General features: G+C 61.1%; 16 protein-coding genes. 8 read left to right on the top strand and 8 right to left on the bottom strand.

Going from position 1 to position 17,748, the window contains the following annotated elements; translation table 11 throughout:
* Window positions 1-280: 280 nt before the first annotated feature.
* From CCK87_RS00835 to CCK87_RS00825, 3 genes are read right to left on the bottom strand one after another with little or no spacing between them, the layout of a single operon-like run.
* Window positions 281-1,348: an acyltransferase gene (locus tag CCK87_RS00835; RefSeq protein WP_086459634.1), complete on the bottom strand. Its 1,068-nt coding sequence runs from the start codon at window positions 1,346-1,348 to the stop codon at window positions 281-283.
* Between the two features lie 27 nt (window positions 1,349-1,375).
* Window positions 1,376-1,591 (bottom strand): hypothetical protein, encoded by a 216-nt coding sequence (locus tag CCK87_RS00830; protein ID WP_086459633.1) that lies wholly within the window; start codon window positions 1,589-1,591, stop codon window positions 1,376-1,378.
* A gap of 56 nt (window positions 1,592-1,647) precedes the next feature.
* Window positions 1,648-2,427, bottom strand: a complete 780-nt coding sequence (locus CCK87_RS00825; RefSeq protein WP_170927093.1) for an SGNH/GDSL hydrolase family protein — start codon at window positions 2,425-2,427, stop codon at window positions 1,648-1,650.
* 317 nt (window positions 2,428-2,744) lie between these two features.
* Here CCK87_RS00825 and CCK87_RS00820 point away from each other — a divergent pair, with 317 nt between their 5' ends.
* Window positions 2,745-3,242, top strand: a complete 498-nt coding sequence (locus CCK87_RS00820) for a CPBP family intramembrane glutamic endopeptidase (protein ID WP_170927092.1) — start codon at window positions 2,745-2,747, stop codon at window positions 3,240-3,242.
* A 159-nt stretch (window positions 3,243-3,401) separates the two neighbouring features.
* Here CCK87_RS00820 and CCK87_RS00815 read toward each other — a convergent pair whose 3' ends face one another.
* Window positions 3,402-4,217 carry a glycosyltransferase family 2 protein gene (locus CCK87_RS00815; protein WP_170927091.1) on the bottom strand — a complete coding sequence of 272 codons (816 nt, stop codon included), beginning with the start codon at window positions 4,215-4,217 and terminating at the stop codon, window positions 3,402-3,404.
* Between the two features lie 427 nt (window positions 4,218-4,644).
* Here CCK87_RS00815 and CCK87_RS00810 point away from each other — a divergent pair, with 427 nt between their 5' ends.
* From CCK87_RS00810 to CCK87_RS00800, 3 genes are all read left to right on the top strand, one after another.
* The gene (locus tag CCK87_RS00810; RefSeq protein ID WP_086459629.1) at window positions 4,645-5,481 is read left to right on the top strand and encodes a glycosyltransferase; all 837 of its coding nucleotides are present in this window, start codon (window positions 4,645-4,647) and stop codon (window positions 5,479-5,481) included.
* Window positions 5,482-6,117: 636 nt separating this feature from the next.
* Entirely contained in the window at window positions 6,118-7,218 is a 1,101-nt protein-coding gene (locus CCK87_RS00805; RefSeq protein ID WP_086459628.1) for an acyltransferase, read from the top strand.
* 90 nt (window positions 7,219-7,308) lie between these two features.
* Window positions 7,309-8,448: an acyltransferase gene (locus CCK87_RS00800; protein WP_086459627.1), complete on the top strand. Its 1,140-nt coding sequence runs from the start codon at window positions 7,309-7,311 to the stop codon at window positions 8,446-8,448.
* 412 nt (window positions 8,449-8,860) lie between these two features.
* On the opposite strand, the gene CCK87_RS00795 is transcribed toward CCK87_RS00800, so the two are convergent.
* The 3 genes from CCK87_RS00795 to CCK87_RS00785 form a co-directional block, all read right to left on the bottom strand.
* Window positions 8,861-9,130 carry a hypothetical protein gene (locus CCK87_RS00795; RefSeq protein ID WP_086459626.1) on the bottom strand — a complete coding sequence of 90 codons (270 nt, stop codon included), beginning with the start codon at window positions 9,128-9,130 and terminating at the stop codon, window positions 8,861-8,863.
* 156 nt (window positions 9,131-9,286) lie between these two features.
* Window positions 9,287-10,312, bottom strand: coding sequence for an LCP family protein (locus CCK87_RS00790; protein WP_170927090.1), 1,026 nt, complete (start codon window positions 10,310-10,312; stop codon window positions 9,287-9,289).
* A 101-nt stretch (window positions 10,313-10,413) separates the two neighbouring features.
* Window positions 10,414-10,959: a TIR domain-containing protein gene (locus tag CCK87_RS00785; protein WP_140162734.1), complete on the bottom strand. Its 546-nt coding sequence runs from the start codon at window positions 10,957-10,959 to the stop codon at window positions 10,414-10,416.
* 405 nt (window positions 10,960-11,364) lie between these two features.
* Between CCK87_RS00785 and CCK87_RS00780 the strand changes: the two genes are divergently transcribed.
* The 4 genes from CCK87_RS00780 (at window position 11,365) to CCK87_RS00765 (ending at window position 15,568) form a co-directional block, all read left to right on the top strand.
* Window positions 11,365-12,885 (top strand): sugar transferase, encoded by a 1,521-nt coding sequence (locus CCK87_RS00780; RefSeq protein ID WP_086459623.1) that lies wholly within the window; start codon window positions 11,365-11,367, stop codon window positions 12,883-12,885.
* The gene (locus CCK87_RS00775; RefSeq protein WP_170927089.1) at window positions 12,885-14,129 is read left to right on the top strand and encodes a DUF1972 domain-containing protein; all 1,245 of its coding nucleotides are present in this window, start codon (window positions 12,885-12,887) and stop codon (window positions 14,127-14,129) included. Before CCK87_RS00780 ends, CCK87_RS00775 begins: the two co-directional genes overlap by 1 nt.
* The gene (locus CCK87_RS00770; protein ID WP_086459621.1) at window positions 14,126-14,905 is read left to right on the top strand and encodes a CDP-alcohol phosphatidyltransferase family protein; all 780 of its coding nucleotides are present in this window, start codon (window positions 14,126-14,128) and stop codon (window positions 14,903-14,905) included. The genes CCK87_RS00775 and CCK87_RS00770 overlap by 4 nt, the downstream gene beginning before the upstream one ends.
* A 132-nt stretch (window positions 14,906-15,037) precedes the next feature.
* Entirely contained in the window at window positions 15,038-15,568 is a 531-nt protein-coding gene (locus tag CCK87_RS00765; RefSeq protein ID WP_086459620.1) for a TIR domain-containing protein, read from the top strand.
* Between the two features lie 64 nt (window positions 15,569-15,632).
* Here the strand turns inward: CCK87_RS00765 and CCK87_RS00760 are convergent, their stop codons facing one another.
* Window positions 15,633-17,726 carry an acyltransferase family protein gene (locus CCK87_RS00760; RefSeq protein ID WP_086459619.1) on the bottom strand — a complete coding sequence of 698 codons (2,094 nt, stop codon included), beginning with the start codon at window positions 17,724-17,726 and terminating at the stop codon, window positions 15,633-15,635.
* Window positions 17,727-17,748 lie beyond the last annotated feature (22 nt).

The raw sequence follows: 17,748 nt of genomic DNA, 5'->3' as shown, positions 1-17,748 counted from the left end.
TACGGGAGAGCCGGGGGCCTGCGCCCACCCGGACGATGCGGCGTACACGCGAACGACTTTGGGCCGGGCCTTGTCGTTGCCGAAAAGCCGTGTGATGCGAGGTGGAATCTCGTCTTTCATGAAGCCGTCTCCGTCACGATTGTCGTGGTGTGGAGCACGCTCAAAGGCCGATCACTCTCGTCCGCTATACAGGCATCGCGACTGAGCTCGATCGACGACGCTGCCCCCATGAGTGATGCTAGTCCTCTCGCCCGAACGACAACAGTGATGCACGTCCCAGTTATGCGGAAGTCTGCATCAGAGACTTCTCGCGAGCACCCGCGCATCGATTGCGCACTAAGGGCTTCTCCACAAGAAGCCAGCTGAGCCAAGCAAAGGGTACGGTCGACACCACACAGACCAGGGCGAAGAGCCAGACAGGAAGCATGGTCCCGCCTAGAACTGCGATGATGAGCTGCTGTACCGGGAAGCCATAGATATACATTCCGTACGAGACGTCGTTGCGTCGACCGATTCGAGTGAGAACGGCTGGGAACCGGCTTCCTGAATAGAGCATTATGTATGCCACAGGAATCGCGGCTAGCGGCTTAAAGACGCCCGCCACAGCAAGAGTGACTGCGAGCGCCAGAGTGAGCGCTACGAGAAGGCCGGAAGCCGGAATCCTGTCGCGATATAGAAAAAGCAGAGCACCTGCGACGAAGAAACTCCCGAGGCTCGTCGCATTGTCCAGAATCGGCGCGGGGAATGCACCGGGCCAGAAACGGAAAGTCAGCGACACCGTCGTCGTACCGACGAGCATGATCGCGAGCGCCGTACCAAGAAGCCTTCTCGGCAGAAGCGAAACCAGCACACCGATGACCACGTAACAAAGCGCCTCGTAGATGAGGGTCCAAAGAGGTAGGTTCCAGACGAATGGAAACGGATTGTTGACGAGGGTGTGCTCAACAGTGGTCTGCTGAACAAAGAGGCCAGCGTTCGCCAGAACGTAAGAGAACCCACTGCGCCAATCGATTGAGCCGTGCGGATCGATGAGCGTGGATAAAGGAGCCAGCACAAACGCCACTGCGATGAGCGCGGCGAGAAAAGCGGGATAGATGCGAAGAAACCGTCGCCAGAGATAGCTGAGCAATGACCGCGATCTAAGCCTGCTTGCCGTGACCAGATAACCCGAAATGGCAAAGAAGCCGGCTACGGCCACCAGGCCAGGATCGGTGCCGTTAAGCATCGGCGGAACCCCGAGGCCATTAACGAGCCAAGAGTGGCTGACGATGACGATGACAGCCAGAAACAGGCGAATCGCGTTCAAGCTATTGCGGGCCGGATCGAACACTTCGCCGATCGTCTTCAAGTGCGGGCCGTCGCTAGCATTCTAGCCTTACGCGCGGACCGCCAGAGCGAAGGTGGCAAGGGCCTCATCTGCTGTTGCGAACGGACCCGTCCACGCGTGCCGCGTGTGAAGCATCGCGCTCTTGGCATGCCAGCCGTCCTTCATGAGATACACCGTCGCCACCCGCTGCGGCTGTCCTGCCGCATCGTTCCTGACGATGACAGCAACTTTATCGCTCTCAAAATCGAGATACACCTCGCCCATGATGAACTCCCCCCAGTCCGTTGGAAAAGGATAACCCGTCGCGTATTACAGGAGTATTACTTTTCTTGCACCAGAACGGGCAGCTGCGAGGCCACCGCATCGGCTAAAATTCGTGAGCCTCGGGCGTTCGCCACCACGCCGTCGTCAGAGAACCCCGTCACCCACGTGCCATTGGGTGAGGCGACCGCAGCGTTGAGATCGAGCACGCCATAGCCAGCTGCAGCAGCCGCCGTCTTCAGGGCATCGTTGACCGCGATGATGGCCTCGGGATCGTCATCGGATGGAGGTAGGAGCGCGACGATGGGAGTCGCCCCCCGGATGGTTACTGCTTTCCATAGGGTCTCTACTTGCGCGGCGATACTTTCCGACGAGGCGCCTCTGGCTACGTCGGTCGATCCGGCCTGCACGATCACGTAGCCGCTGAGCGAAGTGGTGGCGTCGATCTCTTGCTGCAGATCAGCGACAGCCGCGGTCGATCCGCTCACCCGTTCCAGGCCAAGTCGGGCGCTCGACTGCACGCCACCGACCGTAGCGGATTCTATGGACTGCGCCCACCAGGAATCGGCGCCCGAGCTATTCTGGTCTCCCAGCAGCGAGACCGAAGCAGCCGGTGCTGTCGTGGGAGTTGCGGTAGGTGTCTCGGTGGGGAGATCAAACGACGTCGGGGCCGGCCTCGACGTCGGATTTGGATTCACTCCGGGCCGCAGGGAGACTCCGGAGAGGGCGAGCGCCGCGAGAACAATCGCGGCCACGGCAACGACAGCGAGCGCCACGTAATCAGCACCTCGACCGAACGACCAGCCGCTTGGCCGCAGTCGAGCCGTTTTTCTCGCCATGAAGTCCCCCGCCATCTGAGGGTTCCAGCCTAAGGGGCGATTCTGCCGATTAAGGCCTGCCTGGGCGAGGCCAGCGCATCCGATACATTTGCCGAATGACAGTGACTCGATGGGAGATGCCGCGAGCGAAGTCAGGCCTCATGGAGAGCGGCGTGGGATTCGTCGCAGCCTTCGTATTGATTTCGCTACTAACTGGATGGTTGCGCGGAGCCGTTTACTACGACCCCCATCTAGTTCTTCTGTCGAGCTACGCCGTCGTGTGGGTACCCTTTCTCGGCGCAGTCCTCGTAGCGAGTTATATAAGAGGAACGCGGTCGTTGGCCAGAGACATCGGGCTGCGCATCACCTGGCTCGACGTATTTTTCGGCGTGGGTGCAGGTCTGCTAGCTCGAGCCGCGGCAGGGTTAGTCGAGATCGCCTTGACCGGTCGGATGGTGGGTATGGGTGTCAGCTTCGGCGATGCCGTCTACGACGGTTGGTGGCTCTTCGGCACGATCTTGGCACCGGTGCTGCTCGCCCCGTTCATCGAGGAGTTGTTCTTCCGGGGCCTTTTGCTACGAGCTGTTCACCGAGCCAGCATCGGCCTGCTTGGCTCACGCACGGCTACGGTCATTGCGATCCTCGTGAGCTCGCTGCTCTTTGCACTGCTGCACCTGACGCAAGCTGCCAATCCGATGGCCGCGCTTATTCTCGGCGTCTCAGCATTCCTTTTCGGCCTCGCGGCTGCGACGATCGCCGCCTTTACCGGTCGAATTGGAGGTTCGATCGTGGCGCATATCGTCTTCAACGGCGCGCTAGTTCTGACCTCCCTGTGAGGCGAACTTTCCGACGTGGGGACCGGCGGCCCTCCCCTTTATGAATGGTCCCGGGCCTGAGCCAATCTCGATACAGTGCTGTCCGCTCTGAACTTGCGAGCAGCGCGACGATCGCTCCGCCTGACACAGAACTAGTCGTGAATCGCCAGGCTTGGGTTGCTACCTATATGCTCGCTGCTTCTCCCGAGCGGCCCTGATGGTTGAGACAGCCTCGGCGAAGGGGTGCCCACCCTTGACCGCGTAGGCAAGGTGGTGGATTGCTGCGAACACGTTAAACGCGGCGGCTTTTGCTCGGTTTCTTTCGTAGTGACGGTACGCCTTGTGAGTGATATAGATCCGCGACACATTTAGGACGCCAGCGTAGCCTTCGCGATTTGAAGCGGCAGGGAAATGACTAACGTGCAAGTCATCGTTGTAGACAATGCTCCATCCAAGGCTGACCGCGTGACGGGCAATGTCAATCTCTTCATATCCATAGCGGATCTGCTCGTCGAATAAGGCGTTGTCAAAAAGGTCTCGGGGAAAGACGGTCGCGTTGATGCAGATCGCTTTTAGTTGCTCGCCGGGAGCTACGCGCTGGAAACCCAGGAAGCTAGCGTTATGGGCCGACACCTTCCGTGCAGGATCGTGAGAATGGTTCAGCTCCCAACCCGTAGTAATTACCTGCTCAAGAGATGACTCCTTCGCAATAGCCACAAATTCTCTATCAACCGTGACGTCGTCATCGATGAAAGCGATCAGATCACCCGTCGCAGCGGAGATGCAGTTGTTTCGGTTGGCGCCCAGCCCGCGCCTAGGCCCGGGTAGGTAGATCACTCCGGCGAACCTCTTTGCGACATCTTCCGCAGAACCATCCCCGTCGTCACTCACGATGATTTGTTCAGGAAGGGAACTGCCATCGAGAATGCTTTGCAGGGCTATTGCGAGTTCCTCGGGCCGGTTCATCGTGCAGATACAGAGCGAGAGTGTGGGCATTCGCTCATCATGGTCTACGCAGGTGAACCTAACAAGTATTCGCCTTTTTCCCATACGCGACCGGGATGCATCGGGACGAAAATAAGCGAAGCGGGCGCGAAGGCCCAGAAGAGACCACGTTAGCGAGTTACGTCGATGACTGCTGAACCCGCCCACATAACACCTCTCGTCAGCCCGGAAACAACTTTTCACGCACCATCTTCCTCACCGGGTTCTTTCTTGGCGAATACGTCGCGAGCCGCAGGTCCGCAAGCCCAGGTCGGTAACTTCAGTTCGTCCCATCGTGGGTGCCCGAGGTCTCCGCGAGTACGGACATCGTCACGACAGTATTGAGATAGGCGAAACACGCCGAAATCCACATCCAATATGCTGTGTCCGTGATCTCACGAACAGTCGACGGCCGACCTCAATCAGCCGGGCCACGCAGATGAGCGCTTCAGGTAGCACACTGCCAATCGCCGTTATCGTCCCGTATTACAGAGGCTCTGCGTTCCTGGACGGCCTTCGCGACTCTATTGCCAGTCAGTCCGCCCGCGAGGTAATCGTCGTAGTGGACGGAGGCGAGGAGCTGGAACTTGTCGAGACACATCTCGCCAGAGTTGAGGGCTTGCGAGTGCTCGCAACAAATGAAGCGCTCGGCACGGCCGGCGCCAGGAATTTCGGCGCACGACACGCGACGCAAGAGTGGATTACGTTCTTAGATCAAGACGACCTTTGGCCACGCGGGTTCCTGAACGGTCTCTTCCGCCAGGTGAGTAGCGACGTGCTCGCATACGACAATGACTTGTTCGAAGAGATACCGGGAGGTCCACGCCGGGATCTGGGGAAAAGCGTTTTCGAAGAGGCAGGCTGGTCGAAGTCTCATCTATCGAAACAGCAGTCCTCAGACTTGTTGAGCGGATTCCCCATGGTCAAGCTGCTCCTCACCAAAGTTTCGTTTCAGTCAATTGGTGGATACCGGGAATCTGTTTTCGCGGTGGAAGATTTCGACCTCGTCTGGCGACTCATCGCTTCGGGCTATGACCTGTCTTTCGCAACCCAGCCAAGAGGGTCCTATACCGTTAGGCCTGACAGCACCACGGGCCGCATTGCTGCAGGCGATCCGCACCTCAACCTTCGAGCGTTGCGATCCTGGGCAGGCATCTGGACCAGAATGACAATGGCGAGTAGCTTGCCCCTCCCAACCCGGGTGGGCGCGGCGCGCCGCGTGATACGAACGTATGGTCGCATTGCGAAGAGTCGTCTCAAGCAATTGCTGCGGTGACGCACAACCGGCAGTTGCGCGAGACTCCTTCGTCAGCCACAGGTAGTTAGCGATCATCGAGCAGAGGGTGATTGCGGACTGTGAAAGAACTCCTCGGACTCATGGTGGCGCGCATAGCGCTTTTCGCCCTTCCCCCAAAGACTGTTTCGTTGGAAGTTCAGTCGACTTCCTGTTCTCAGCTCCGCTAACGCCGGCTTACATAATCAGTGAGTCGGGGATCTTCATGACTAGTGCCGGAACGATTATTGGCGATGTTCGCTTAGGTTGGACCGAGTGGGCGGGATTGCCGCCGCGCTCGTGGTCCTAGGTCACTTCTTAGCAGGGGTTCTGCCCCCTTGAAGCTTTTTCGCGCCCCTACTTCGTTGTCAGCTGAGTTGGAGTAGTCGCATTTTTTCTTGTTTCAGGCTACGTAGTACCGCTTTCCTAGAGGAACCAAAGCACGTCGGTCTTCATCGTGCGGCGGGTCTCTTTCCTCCATTTGCCCGCACCGAAATGCCCGCACCCGGGTTTCCGGTGTCCGACCCTTCCCCATTCGCTGGCGCCTCACCTGCCTCCCATATCGAACTGCGACATAGTGTGCCGTTATGAGCCGGAGCACCGCGGCTGCGCCGAGACGCGTCCAGTAGCATCAACATCATGAGTAACAAGCCGGGGGGCCGACTCGATTCATTGACAGGCCTGCGCTTCTTCGCTGCCCTGGCGGTCTTTGGCAGTCACGCTGTCTGGCGACTACCGGAGAGCTCGGTCAAATCCGCTCTCGAGACGGTGACGACTCAGGGATTCGTCGGGGTTTCGTTCTTCTTCATCCTTAGCGGATTTGTCTTGGCCTGGTCGCATCGCGACGGCGATACTCTGCGGTCGTTTTACCGCCGTCGCTTCGCTCGAATCATGCCGGCTTACTGGACGGTGCTCGTTTTTGCTGTGGCTTGGCACCTGTTCGTCAGCAACGAACCAATCAGTCGGACGATAGGAAATGACGCCCTGTCGTTCGTGGGATTGCAGTCGTGGATTCCCGTCGAGACGATCTACTTTGGCGGCAACGGACCCGGATGGTCTCTGTCGGACGAACTATTCTTCTACGCTTTGTTCCCGCTGATCTTCTTACTCATCAGTACGGCACGAAATAGGTGGATAGTTGGCGGGGTCTCGGTCGCAGCGATCGCTCTAGTGCCGATCTTGTTGAACCCCGTGGAAGCGCACACGACTGAATACTGGGCGGTCTACGTCTTCCCAGTCCAGCGGATAACTGAATTTGCGCTCGGCATGATCCTAGCTAAGGCCCTGCGCTCGGGCTGGCGTTTCCCGATCGGGCTACTACCCGCGATTGTTTTTGCAGTCGTGGCCTACGTCCTCGCCGGCGTCGTGCCACTCGCCTTCGGACTCGTGGCCGTCACCCTGATTCCGTTTGTCATCCTCATAGGAGCAGCCGCACAGAACGACCTCGATGAGCGTCACGCGTGGCTCCGCACGCCTGCGTTGAAGCGGTTGGGCGAGTGGTCGTATGCCTTCTACCTTGTTCACGCGTTGACGCTCACAATCGTTACCGGTATCGCTATGCGTGTCGCGCCCGACCTGTTTGCGACGAGCACCCCGTTCGCTCTAGTCGCGCTCCTCGCATCGCTCATCGTTGCCACCACTGCTGCTATTGCCCTGTACTTCCTTGTCGAGAAGCCGCTCGAGAAGCGTCTCAGAGGTGAGCGGCCGCGGCCAGCAATGCTCGAACATCCACGACAGTAGCCGCGCGCGACAGACGAACAGATTACGTTCAGCTATGAACGGGTCAGGGCAGCGCCATACCGGTGTTCGCCTCTCGACTATGCTCAGCGGATGGGGGAAACAGGTAGTTCGCGGATCGGTTCTTTGGACGGATTGCGCGGGGTTGCGGCGCTCATGGTTCTGGCGCACCACTCGTTGCTCGTGTTTCCAGATCTAGCCGATGGGTTCTATGAACAGGGCGCACCCGAGTCAATCGGCTGGTTCGTCTACTCGCCGCTGCACACGCTATGGGCAGGCACCGAGGCTGTATATGTGTTCTTCATCCTGAGCGGACTAGTCCTGACGCTCCCTGTGATCCGCAGGCCGGCGTTCTCCTGGCGGGAGTATTACCCGAGCCGCATCATCCGCCTATACCTGCCTGTCGTCGCATCCGTCGCATTTGCACTCGTATTGGCACTAGTCGTAGCAAGAACCGATACTCCGGGAATCAGCGAATGGCTACAACGCCACGACCAGCCCATCACTATTGGAACCACGCTTCGGAACGCGACCCTTCTTACAGGAACGAACAATCTGAACAGCCCCTTATGGTCGCTTCGATGGGAGGTCTGGTTCTCATTGCTTCTCCCGGTCTATATCTGGATCGCGGTGCGCTTTTCACGCGTGGGATGGCCAATAGCAGCCGTATCCGTGGTCCTCTCACTGATCGGGACCGTCGTCGACAACGGTCCCCTCATGTTCCTCCCGATCTTCATGATCGGCTGCGTCATTGCTACGAAGCTCGCCGATCTCGCCCGTCTAGCAAAGTGGGTCGAAGAAAAACGTCGAAGTCGTGTCATCTGGGCGACCGTACTAGCCATCACGCTACTCGGGTTCTCAGCACGGTGGTGGCTGCCCGAAACGCTGTCCGGCACGTCCACTATCGTCGTCTTGATCTGTGCAGCGGTCGTCGTGGGGCTAGCCATCTACTCGCCGGGAGTCCGCTCCGCCCTCCAACTCCCCTTCATCCAGTGGTCCGGCCTCATCTCGTTCAGCCTGTACCTCACCCACGAACCCATCATCGTCACGACCGCGTTCCTCTTGCCGTCAGACATGGCTTGGCTAGTGCCCATCATCGCGGTACCGCTCGCTCTCGTCTTCGCCTGGCTCTTCTACCAATTTGTTGAGGCTCCAGCTCACAAGCTGGCCCGATGGGCCGCAAGATCGAGGCCCTCCCGTCAGCACGCTGCTTCACGAACAGCGCCCGACTAAAGACCCTTTGTCAGCACCGCTGGAACATCGGCGGATAGACCGTCTGATTCCGTGTTATTTGTGACCACGGCGTCGGCCCCGACGATGCAGCCTGAAGCGATCGCGACGGCCGGGAGAAGAATCGTTCGAGTTACGCTCTAGCACCGTCCCCAATCACCACGGGACCGCAGACATAGACACCAGCGCGCTTGTCATGGTCGCCGACTTCATGTGTAAATGTGCCGACCATGACCTGCGGGGCCGAAGAAACATCGTGCGCCGACGGTGATCGGCTCGCGGTTCTCGAAACAGCAGCGACAGTCGATCATCCCGCCTGGGCTGAAAGTGCCGTCACGAGTTGGGTTCTGAGCCGGTAAGCCTCTCGTAAGTTCAGGAGAACATCCGCGTGGCCATCAGTTAGGCCTCGAGTACGTCACCTTCGGGCGCGACGCTCTCCCACCGTCAGCCCAGCCCAGAATGCGCCGGCGACGAGGCCGAGCGCCACGACCGCGAGCGCGTACATCGTGGGAGCCGCGACCAGATGCGTGGAGTTCGGGTTGAACACCTCGCCCGACAGCGGCGCATATGCCACCCAGGCGAACGACATCGGCTGGGCTGCGAAGTACACGGCAGCGACAGATCCGGCCACGACGGCGATGATCGCGAGAACCAGCAAGAGACGTTTCAGGGAGGCGAAGGTCATATCTCCACGCTACGGAGTTCTCACGGTGAGAGGGCCACGAACGACAAGGTGAGTTCGACGCGGCGGAATCTACGAGTGACTCCGCTCGGCCAGCTGCGGCAAAGAAAAAGAGAGGCCGCGCCATTGCGACCTCTCCTTTTCGGCTTGTGTGCGCCCCTACTTCGCTGGCACGAGGGCCGCGAATTGTTCGGCCGAATCGCTCTGGAAGGCCGACTTCACGGCGACGAAAGCATCCCAGTCGACGTTCACGATCGACTGGCCGTCGCTCGACGTGCCGGTGCCACTCGTGGGTGCGGTGAAGAACGACACGTCGGTGGGCGTGACGTCGCGCAGCTCGAGAGCGAGATTGCCGACGTAGGCCGCGTCGAATCCGCTGTCGACGACAAGATACGGGGCGAGGGCAGAGACGAGCCCTCCGATGCGGCCGGGATTCGTGAGGATCGCGGCGTTCATGACCTCGCTCATCACTCCCTTGGCGAACTCCTGTTGATTGCGGGCGCGCTGGAAGTCGCCGTCTCGGAATGCATAGCGTTCTCGCACGAAGGCCAACGCTTCTTCGCCGTTCATCGTCTGCATGCCGCGGTCGAAGTAGTGACCTTTCATCTTCGATGAGTCGAATGCGGTCGAGTTGTAGACATCCACCCCACCGAGCGCGTCTGTGACTCCTCGGAATCCTGCGAAGTCGACGACGGCCACATGGTCGATGCGTGCTCCGATCATGCCCTCGATGGTCTGCACCGCCAGGGGAACCCCGCCGTACGACAGGGCCGCATTGATCTTCGCCTCGCCAAACCCGGGAATGTCGACCCAACTGTCGCGCATGATCGACATCACCGTGATGTGCTGCCGATCAGCCGGGATGTGGACGACCATGATGGTGTCGGAGCGTTGGCCTTCGAGGCCGTCGATCGTCGTGTTGCTGTCACCTCTGGTGTCAGAGCCGAGCACGAGGATGTTCTGAGCCACGGGAGCCTCGCTCGGCGCGGCCGCCTCGGGCCTGACAGCAGCAGCCGGGAAGGCCTCGACCAGCTTCACCGTCTTCTGATCCCAGGTCTTGCCGACCTCCATGGCATACGCAGCGGCAGAGCCACCCCCCACGAGTGCGAGTACCACGAGGATCACCGCCGCCATCCTCCACGGATGACGACGCACCCGTGTCGTCGCTGCTGTTTTCCTAGCCATATCGTCACACTCCATAAAATGAATAATGCTCACTTTATGAGATGCGACGAATCCATGCGACCCCCCGTATGAGGGCTAGATGCCGCGGATGACTCGAGCGATCAGCTCGCATCCTCGTGGCGCGTCTGCTCTCTGCGGTCGAAACGCCGAGTGCGAGAATCCGACCTCCACAGCTGCTCTTTGACCGCTAGTTCGACCCAGTCGGGCAGACCATAGCGAATGTGAGCGCGCGCAAATGCCGAGGTAGCGAAGGGAGGATCGTAGATCTCGAGCGATGACAAAGCCCGGGCTGTCATTCCCGCACTGGCGAAGGGGTTGCTGCCGATCGCCCCCTGCCGACCATCGCCGTCATTCAGCTTGTCGATGGTGACGCCGATCATCGGCTTCTCGAGCTGCCTCGCCATGCCGATCGCGTATTTGACCCAGTGCTTCTCTGACGTGTGCTCTCCGATGAGCACGACAAGACACGACGTGGTCGCAAGCTGGGCATCGATCCAGCTCCGAACATCACCGTCCGAATGATCCTCCATCACGTCGTAGTCGACGATGGCCGGCATCGGAGAGGCAGCGCCATCATCGATCGCCGTGAGCAGCCGAGCACGAGAAAGGTCATTGTCGGTGTCGAACACATAGAAGAAATTGAGCACAAACACTCCTCACTCGAAGCGGGTCGTAGTGGTCGTTATGGGGGGCCGGTGCAACGCCAGCCGTCAGGGCCCCTGGACCCTCATGTGTTCGGAACAGTCTTCACAACGGATTGTTCCGATTTTAGAGGGGTTGACTTTTTCTCAGTTTTAAGATCACAGCGACCCCCGGATGCAAGCCGTGACCACCGAACCCTATGCCGACGTTGCTAAACCATGCGCCGAATCGGTGTGCAATATCCACCCCCCGAAGTGGTGATATGAGAATAACTCATAAGTGAGATAAGTTCATTTTTAATTCACTTACAACTCCGGGGCGAGAAGCTCTCTCGTAAAAAACGAGACTTCTTCATTTAATTTCGTTCTTCTCACGCCGGCCCTAATGCCGCCGAAGGGACCGCTTCACCCATGACCGAGACCACACCCCGCCTGCACTCGGCGTCGCCAGTGCGCCGAATCACTCGAGCGGGTGTGCGCATCGATCAGGCCGAGGCCGTCGCTCCGAATCTCGCCAACTGGGCGCGCAGCTACCGCCAGAAACTGCGCATCACCGACGCGGTCATCATCGTCGCCGCTATCGCTCTCGCGCAGGTCGCTCGCTTCGGGATCGATGACAAGAGCGTCGACGTCGCCGGCCACACCGTCGACTACTGGCAGGTGTCTGTCATCGTGGCCCTGAGCTGGCTCGCCATGATCGGTGTGTTTCGAACGCGCGATTCGCGCGTAGTCGGGGCCGGAGCATCCGAATATCGCCTTGTCATCAACGCGAGCATGCTGACCTTCGGCCTCGTCGCCATCGCCTTTCTCATTCTGCAGATCAACGTGGCCCGCGGGTACTTCATCATCACGCTGCCGATCGGCTTGAGCGGCCTGTTGTTCGGTCGTTACTACTGGCGTCGCTGGCTCATTCGGCAGCGAGAGCTCGGACACTTTCTCTCGCGCGCTCTCGTGGTGGGCGACATCGCCGACGTCAGCTACGTGATCAATCAGATCGACGGCAAGACGGGCGCCGCCTACCGCGTCGTCGGAGCCGTCGTCGACGGCAGCCACCCGAACGAACTCATCGCGGGGCGTCAGCACATCCCCGTTGCCACAGACCTCGACGGCATCGCCGCCACGGCCAGCCGACTCGGAGTCGACGCAGTCATCGTCGCGGGCCAGCCGCAACAGAGCAACGACTTCATCCGGAGGCTGGGCTGGCAGCTCGAGGGGGCGGCCACCGAGCTCGTACTCGCCGCCCGACTCGTCGATATCGCGGGGCCGCGCATCCACTTCCGCCCTGTCGAGGGGCTCCCGCTGATCCACGTGGAGATTCCGCAGTATGACGGTCTCAAGCACGCGCTGAAGCGCACCCTCGATGTGACCCTCTCGGGTCTCGCCTTGGTCGCGCTGCTCCCCCTCTTCGCCGTGCTCGCCGTACTCGTCAAGCGCGACAGCGCAGGGCCGGTCATTTTTCGCCAGGAACGCGTCGGGCGAAACGGCAAGACGTTCAGCATGCGCAAGTTCAGGTCGATGGTCATCGAAGCCGAGGTTCTACTCGAAGGACTGCGCGACCAGAACGAGGGGGCCGGGGTTCTCTTCAAGATGCACAACGACCCCCGGGTGACCCGCGTCGGCGCCATTCTGCGCAGGTTCTCGCTCGACGAACTGCCCCAGCTGTGGAACGTCTTCATCGGCGACATGAGCCTCGTTGGCCCTCGCCCGCCACTCGCGCGCGAAGTCGCCGGCTACGAAGACCACGTGCACCGTCGCCTGTTCATCAAGCCCGGCCTCACGGGCATGTGGCAGGTGAACGGCCGCTCAGACCTGAGCTGGGACGAGGGCGTGCGGCTCGATCTCTATTACGTCGAGAACTGGTCTCTGACCGGCGATCTCATCATCATGTGGCGCACCCTCAAGGTGCTCACCAAACCAACAGGAGCTTACTGATGACCTCACTCAGGATTGCCATGCTGGGCACCCGCGGCGTGCCTGCGGCCTACGGCGGATTCGAAACCGCTGTCGAGGAGATCGGCCAGCGTCTGGCCGCGCGCGGACATGAGGTCACGGTCTACTGTCGCCGAAGCGAGGGCGACGAGCCCCGATTCAGCTACCTCGGCATGAAATTGGTGCACCTTCCTTCGGTGCGTTCGAAGGCTATCGAGACCCTGAGCCACACGGCACTGTCGGTGGCCCACCTCGCCACCGCGGGCAAGAAGGATGTGGCCTTTCTCTTCAACGCGGCCAACGCACCCTTCCTACCCGCGCTCGGTCTGCAACAGATCCCGACAGCCGTGCACGTCGATGGCCTCGAGTGGAAGCGCGGTAAGTGGGGCAAGAACGGCCGCCGCTACTACCGCTGGGCCGAGCAGTTCTCAGTGCGCCATGCGGATGCGCTCATCTCAGACGCGCAGGGCATCGCCGACTACTACACGCACGAGTTCCGCATTCCCACCGAGCTGATCACCTACGGCGCGCCGATTCTGCAGGGCACTCCGACGAACCGCCTGCATGACATGGGTCTCGAGGCGGGCAAGTTCCACCTCGTCGTCGCCCGCTTCGAGCCGGAGAACCACGTCGACGTCATCGTCGACGGCTACCGTCGGAGCGACGCGAAGTATCCCCTCATCGTCGTGGGCTCGGCGCCGTATGCGGCTGCGCACACCACCGAGATCGAACGGCTCGCTGCCGGCGACCCTCGCATCCAGCTGGTCGGAGGCATCTACGACCAGGAGCTGCTCGATCAGCTGTACGCCCACGCTTACACCTACGTGCACGGCCACTCCGTGGGCGGCACCAACCCGTCGCTGCTTCGAGCAATGGGTGCTCGCACTGCCGTTATCGCCTACGACGTGGTCTTCAACCGCGACGTTCTCGGAACCGACGGGCTCTTCTTCCGCGACGCCTCGGCTCTCGCTCAGCGCCTCAACGCGAGCGAGCTGGAACCCGGGGCGACGGCAAAAGCGGCAACCCTGCTGCAGCTACGAGCCAATGAGCGCTACAACTGGGATTCCGTCACCGACGGCTACGAGGACTTGGCGCAGCGGCTGCATGCCGGATACAGCACTCAAGGCCTCGGCCACAGAACGCGCAACCGCACGCCGTGGGAACCCTCGTCCACAGTCGCTCCGATCGAACTCGCGCCAGCCGACTCTCACGTGGCAACCGTGACCGATCTGAAGCGCGCATCGTGAGCGTCGCCCAACCTGAGGTCTCGGTCGCCGAGAAAGAGAGCTACCTCGGCACGGTACGTCGGCTGGCATCGGCTCAGAAGAAGGCTGCCCGCGGGGCTCCCCCCTACTCGATCTACGTGAACCGCAAGGCCGGGCGCTACCTCGCGGCATGGGCTTTCCGCGCCGGGCTCACCCCGAACGCGGTCACGGGAATCAGCGCGGCACTCACGTTCTCGGGCATCGCCCTCATCGCGACCGTCGAGCCCACATGGTGGCTGGGGCTCGTGGTCTGGTTCCTCTTGGCCGCGGGGTACGCCTTCGATTCGGCCGACGGCCAGGTCGCGCGCCTGCGCGGCGGCGGCTCCGCCAGTGGCGAGTGGCTCGACCACGTGGTCGACGCACTCAAGATCTCGACGCTGCACCTCGCCGTGCTCATCAGCGCCTATCGGTTCTTCGATGTGCCGAACGACGCTCTGCTTCTCATTCCCATCGGCTATTGCATTGTCGCTGCGGTCTCGTTCTTCGCGATGATCCTCAACGACCAGCTGAAGGCCGCGTATGGTGCGACATCTGCCTCAGCCGCAGTCACGGGAGCCGAGGCGAAGGCCGATGGTCGAAGCCGGCTGCGTTCGCTCGTGCTCGTTCCAACGGACTACGGGTTTCTCTGCATGCTTTTCGTGCTTCTAGGATTTCCTGTCCTCTTCTTCGTGGCCTACGCGGCATTCTTCGTCGCCAACGCGGCCCATCTGGCTCTCGCCAGCGTCAAGTGGTTCAGAGATATGGGCCGCCTGGGCTGAGCCCACGAGGACTTTCTCTCCTTTGGGACACCGAGTTCCAAAAAGGAGAGGAATTCTCGCGTAATCGTGGCGATAATTGTGGGTCCCTACATATGGGAGCAATAGTGCTTTCCATTCTTTAGACGGGGCCACATGTTCGACGTTTTCTTTGTCTTCGACAACGACCACGATGCTTCACGAGCGCTGCAAATCACTGCGACGTCGCACGAGGTGCGGAGCATCTCGGAGACCGCGGTGCAGCGCGCCGGCGAACACCCGCTCGACTCGTCGACGAAGGAGCGCATCGACGCGGGTATCACCGCGGCAGACTGCCTCGTCGTGCTCATCGGTGAGAACACGGCCTCCGACCACGGCGTGATCTACGCCGTCAGCCGAGCCGTGCACGACCTCAACACACCGGTCATCGGGGTGCGCATCGACAAGCTGGCCGACGCCGACGGCAGACAGGGCATCGCGGGAGAGGATCCGTTCACTCGATCGGGCATCTCCGCACGGTCGCTGATGCACATCGACACGTACGATCCGCAGTTCACATCGAGCGTCTTCGCCCGATCGCACATTCGATTCAGCATGCGCGACTGGGTAGACGTGGCGGTTCGAGAGTCGCTTCGCCGAAACAACGCACGAGACCGCCGCACGCAACGCTCGATCAGTTTCGGCTAAGCGACGCCGCTGATCACTCCGGTACGGGGGCGCCGAGCACCACGACCCTGCAGAACAGGAATCCTCATCGGGCGAGGGCGGCGTCGATGTCGGCGCCGAGGTACGGGCCCATCGATCGTGAGAACGTACCGGTGAGGTGGTGCGAATCGCTGTAGACGATGACGCCGCCGATGAGACTGTGGCACGTCGTACTGTCGCACAGATACTGATCGAGCGTGACGTAATCGACCAGCGACGGGTTCTCCTGGGCGAGCTCGGTCAACAGGTTCGGCACGTCGACTGACGAGCGGGGAAGAGCGCAGGGATCCACCGCCGCGCCGGACATGGCGATGCACTCCGGCCCGGATGCGGGACGCATGCCAGGAACGTCCTCGGTGACGATCACGGGAATGCCCGCATCGCGGTACGCCGTCCAGTTCTGCACCACGCTGGCCTTCGCTGCGGCGACATCGGCCGAGCTCGCGCCTACGCCGGCCAGATAGTCTTGCGCGCTCGCGTGGCTGGCGAAGATGACTCCGCTGACCTGCGGCATAGCAAGGATCTGCGTGCGCAACTGCGCGGACCAGTCGACGCATGCGTCATCGGTCGCCTGGGATCCGACGACGTTCGGGCTCGCGCCCGTGCAGTCGGTCTTCGCCGCCAGCACGATCTGCCACCCGCGCAACGCCCCATAGCTCTCGAGCGCCGGCACGAGCCTGAGTGCGTGCGAGTTTCCGACCACGACGATCGTCGCCGTCGGATCTTCTGTCTGGCCGAAGCGACAGAGAATGACCTCAGACGACTGCGCCGTCTGCTGACACGAATCGTCGGCGCCCAGATCGGATGCCGCGAACGCCGTGTCGAGACCGGTCACGCGGGCGAAGGGCTCGGAACAACCGTTCGAAGCGACCATCGCGCCCGCACCGAAGCAGACGTCGTTCTGCAGGCTGGACAGGGCACTGGCTGCTGCTCGGTCATTGCTCTGCTGCACTCCGACAAAACCGAGACCCGAGACGAGTACCAGCGCGACGGTGCCCGTTGCCGCGAAGATGTATGCGGTGCGGCGACGCCGCTGCACGGCAGGGCGACTCCGGAGCGGATCCTCCACGAACTTCTTCGTGAGCACCGCGAGCGCCAGGGTCACCGCGAGGATGACAAGCTTCGACGGCCACGAGGTCGCACCGTGCAAGACCCATGGAGCCGCGATGATGAGCGGCCAGTGCCAGAGGTAGATCGAGTAGGAATAGTCGCCGATCCACTGCACCGGACGAAGTGCGGCGGCTTTCGACGGCGACCATCCGAGCCTCGAGACTCCTCCGGCGATGATGAGCACCGCTCCGAGCACGGGCACGAGCGCGATCACGCCGGGGAAGGGCTGGGCCCCGGTGATGAAGAACACCGAGAAAGCGATCAGGGCGAGCCCCGCCCAGCTCGAAAGCGCGCGGAGACGCTCGGATCGAATGCCGGGGAGAACCGTGAGCAGCCCGCCGGCCGCGAACTCCCAGGCGCGGGTCGGCGTGGCGAAGAAAGCCATCTCCGGTGAACGCGATGTCAAAACGACAGAAATGATCAGCGACACAACGAATACGGCGATCAGTGCACCTCTCACCGCAGCCTTGGGCGTCACGCTCTTCGCCTTTCGGGCGATTACGATCGCCGCGATCAGAACGAGGGGCCACACGACATAGAACTGCTCTTCTGCCGAGAGCGACCAGTAGTGCTGGGCCAGGCCCGCGCTGTTCTCAGAGGCGAGATAGTCGACAGCCTGAAATCCGAGCAGCCAGTTCTCGACGTAGGCGGCCGAGGCGCCCAACTGTTGGAGGTTCTCCTGCCAGGTGACTCGGGGCATCACCAGAAAGAGAAGAAGCAGCGACGCGGCGAGAACGGTGAACGCTGCGGGCAGCAATCGCCGGATGCGTCGGGCCCAGAATGCAGACACCGCGATTCTGCCCGTGCGCTCGACCTCGCCCATCAGGTGCTGAGTGATCAGAAACCCTGAGATGACGAAGAAGACGTCGACGCCGACGAATCCGCCCGGAAGGCGTTGCGGCCAGAGGTGGTAGATCACGACGGCTGACACGGCCACAGCGCGGAGAGCCTGCACGTCGGTTCGAAAGACCTTTTCGGGTATGCCCGTCGCCGCATGCCGCGTTCTGCGGCGCGCGTCCAATGCAGTCATACCTACTCCGTTCGTGATGAGT

The sequence above is a fragment of the Agreia sp. VKM Ac-1783 genome (genome assembly GCF_900177765.1).
Taxonomy (GTDB): Bacteria; Actinomycetota; Actinomycetes; order Actinomycetales; family Microbacteriaceae; genus Agreia.
The sequence above is the reverse complement of the archived record's forward strand: the minus strand, read 5'-3'. Positions and strand labels throughout refer to the sequence as shown.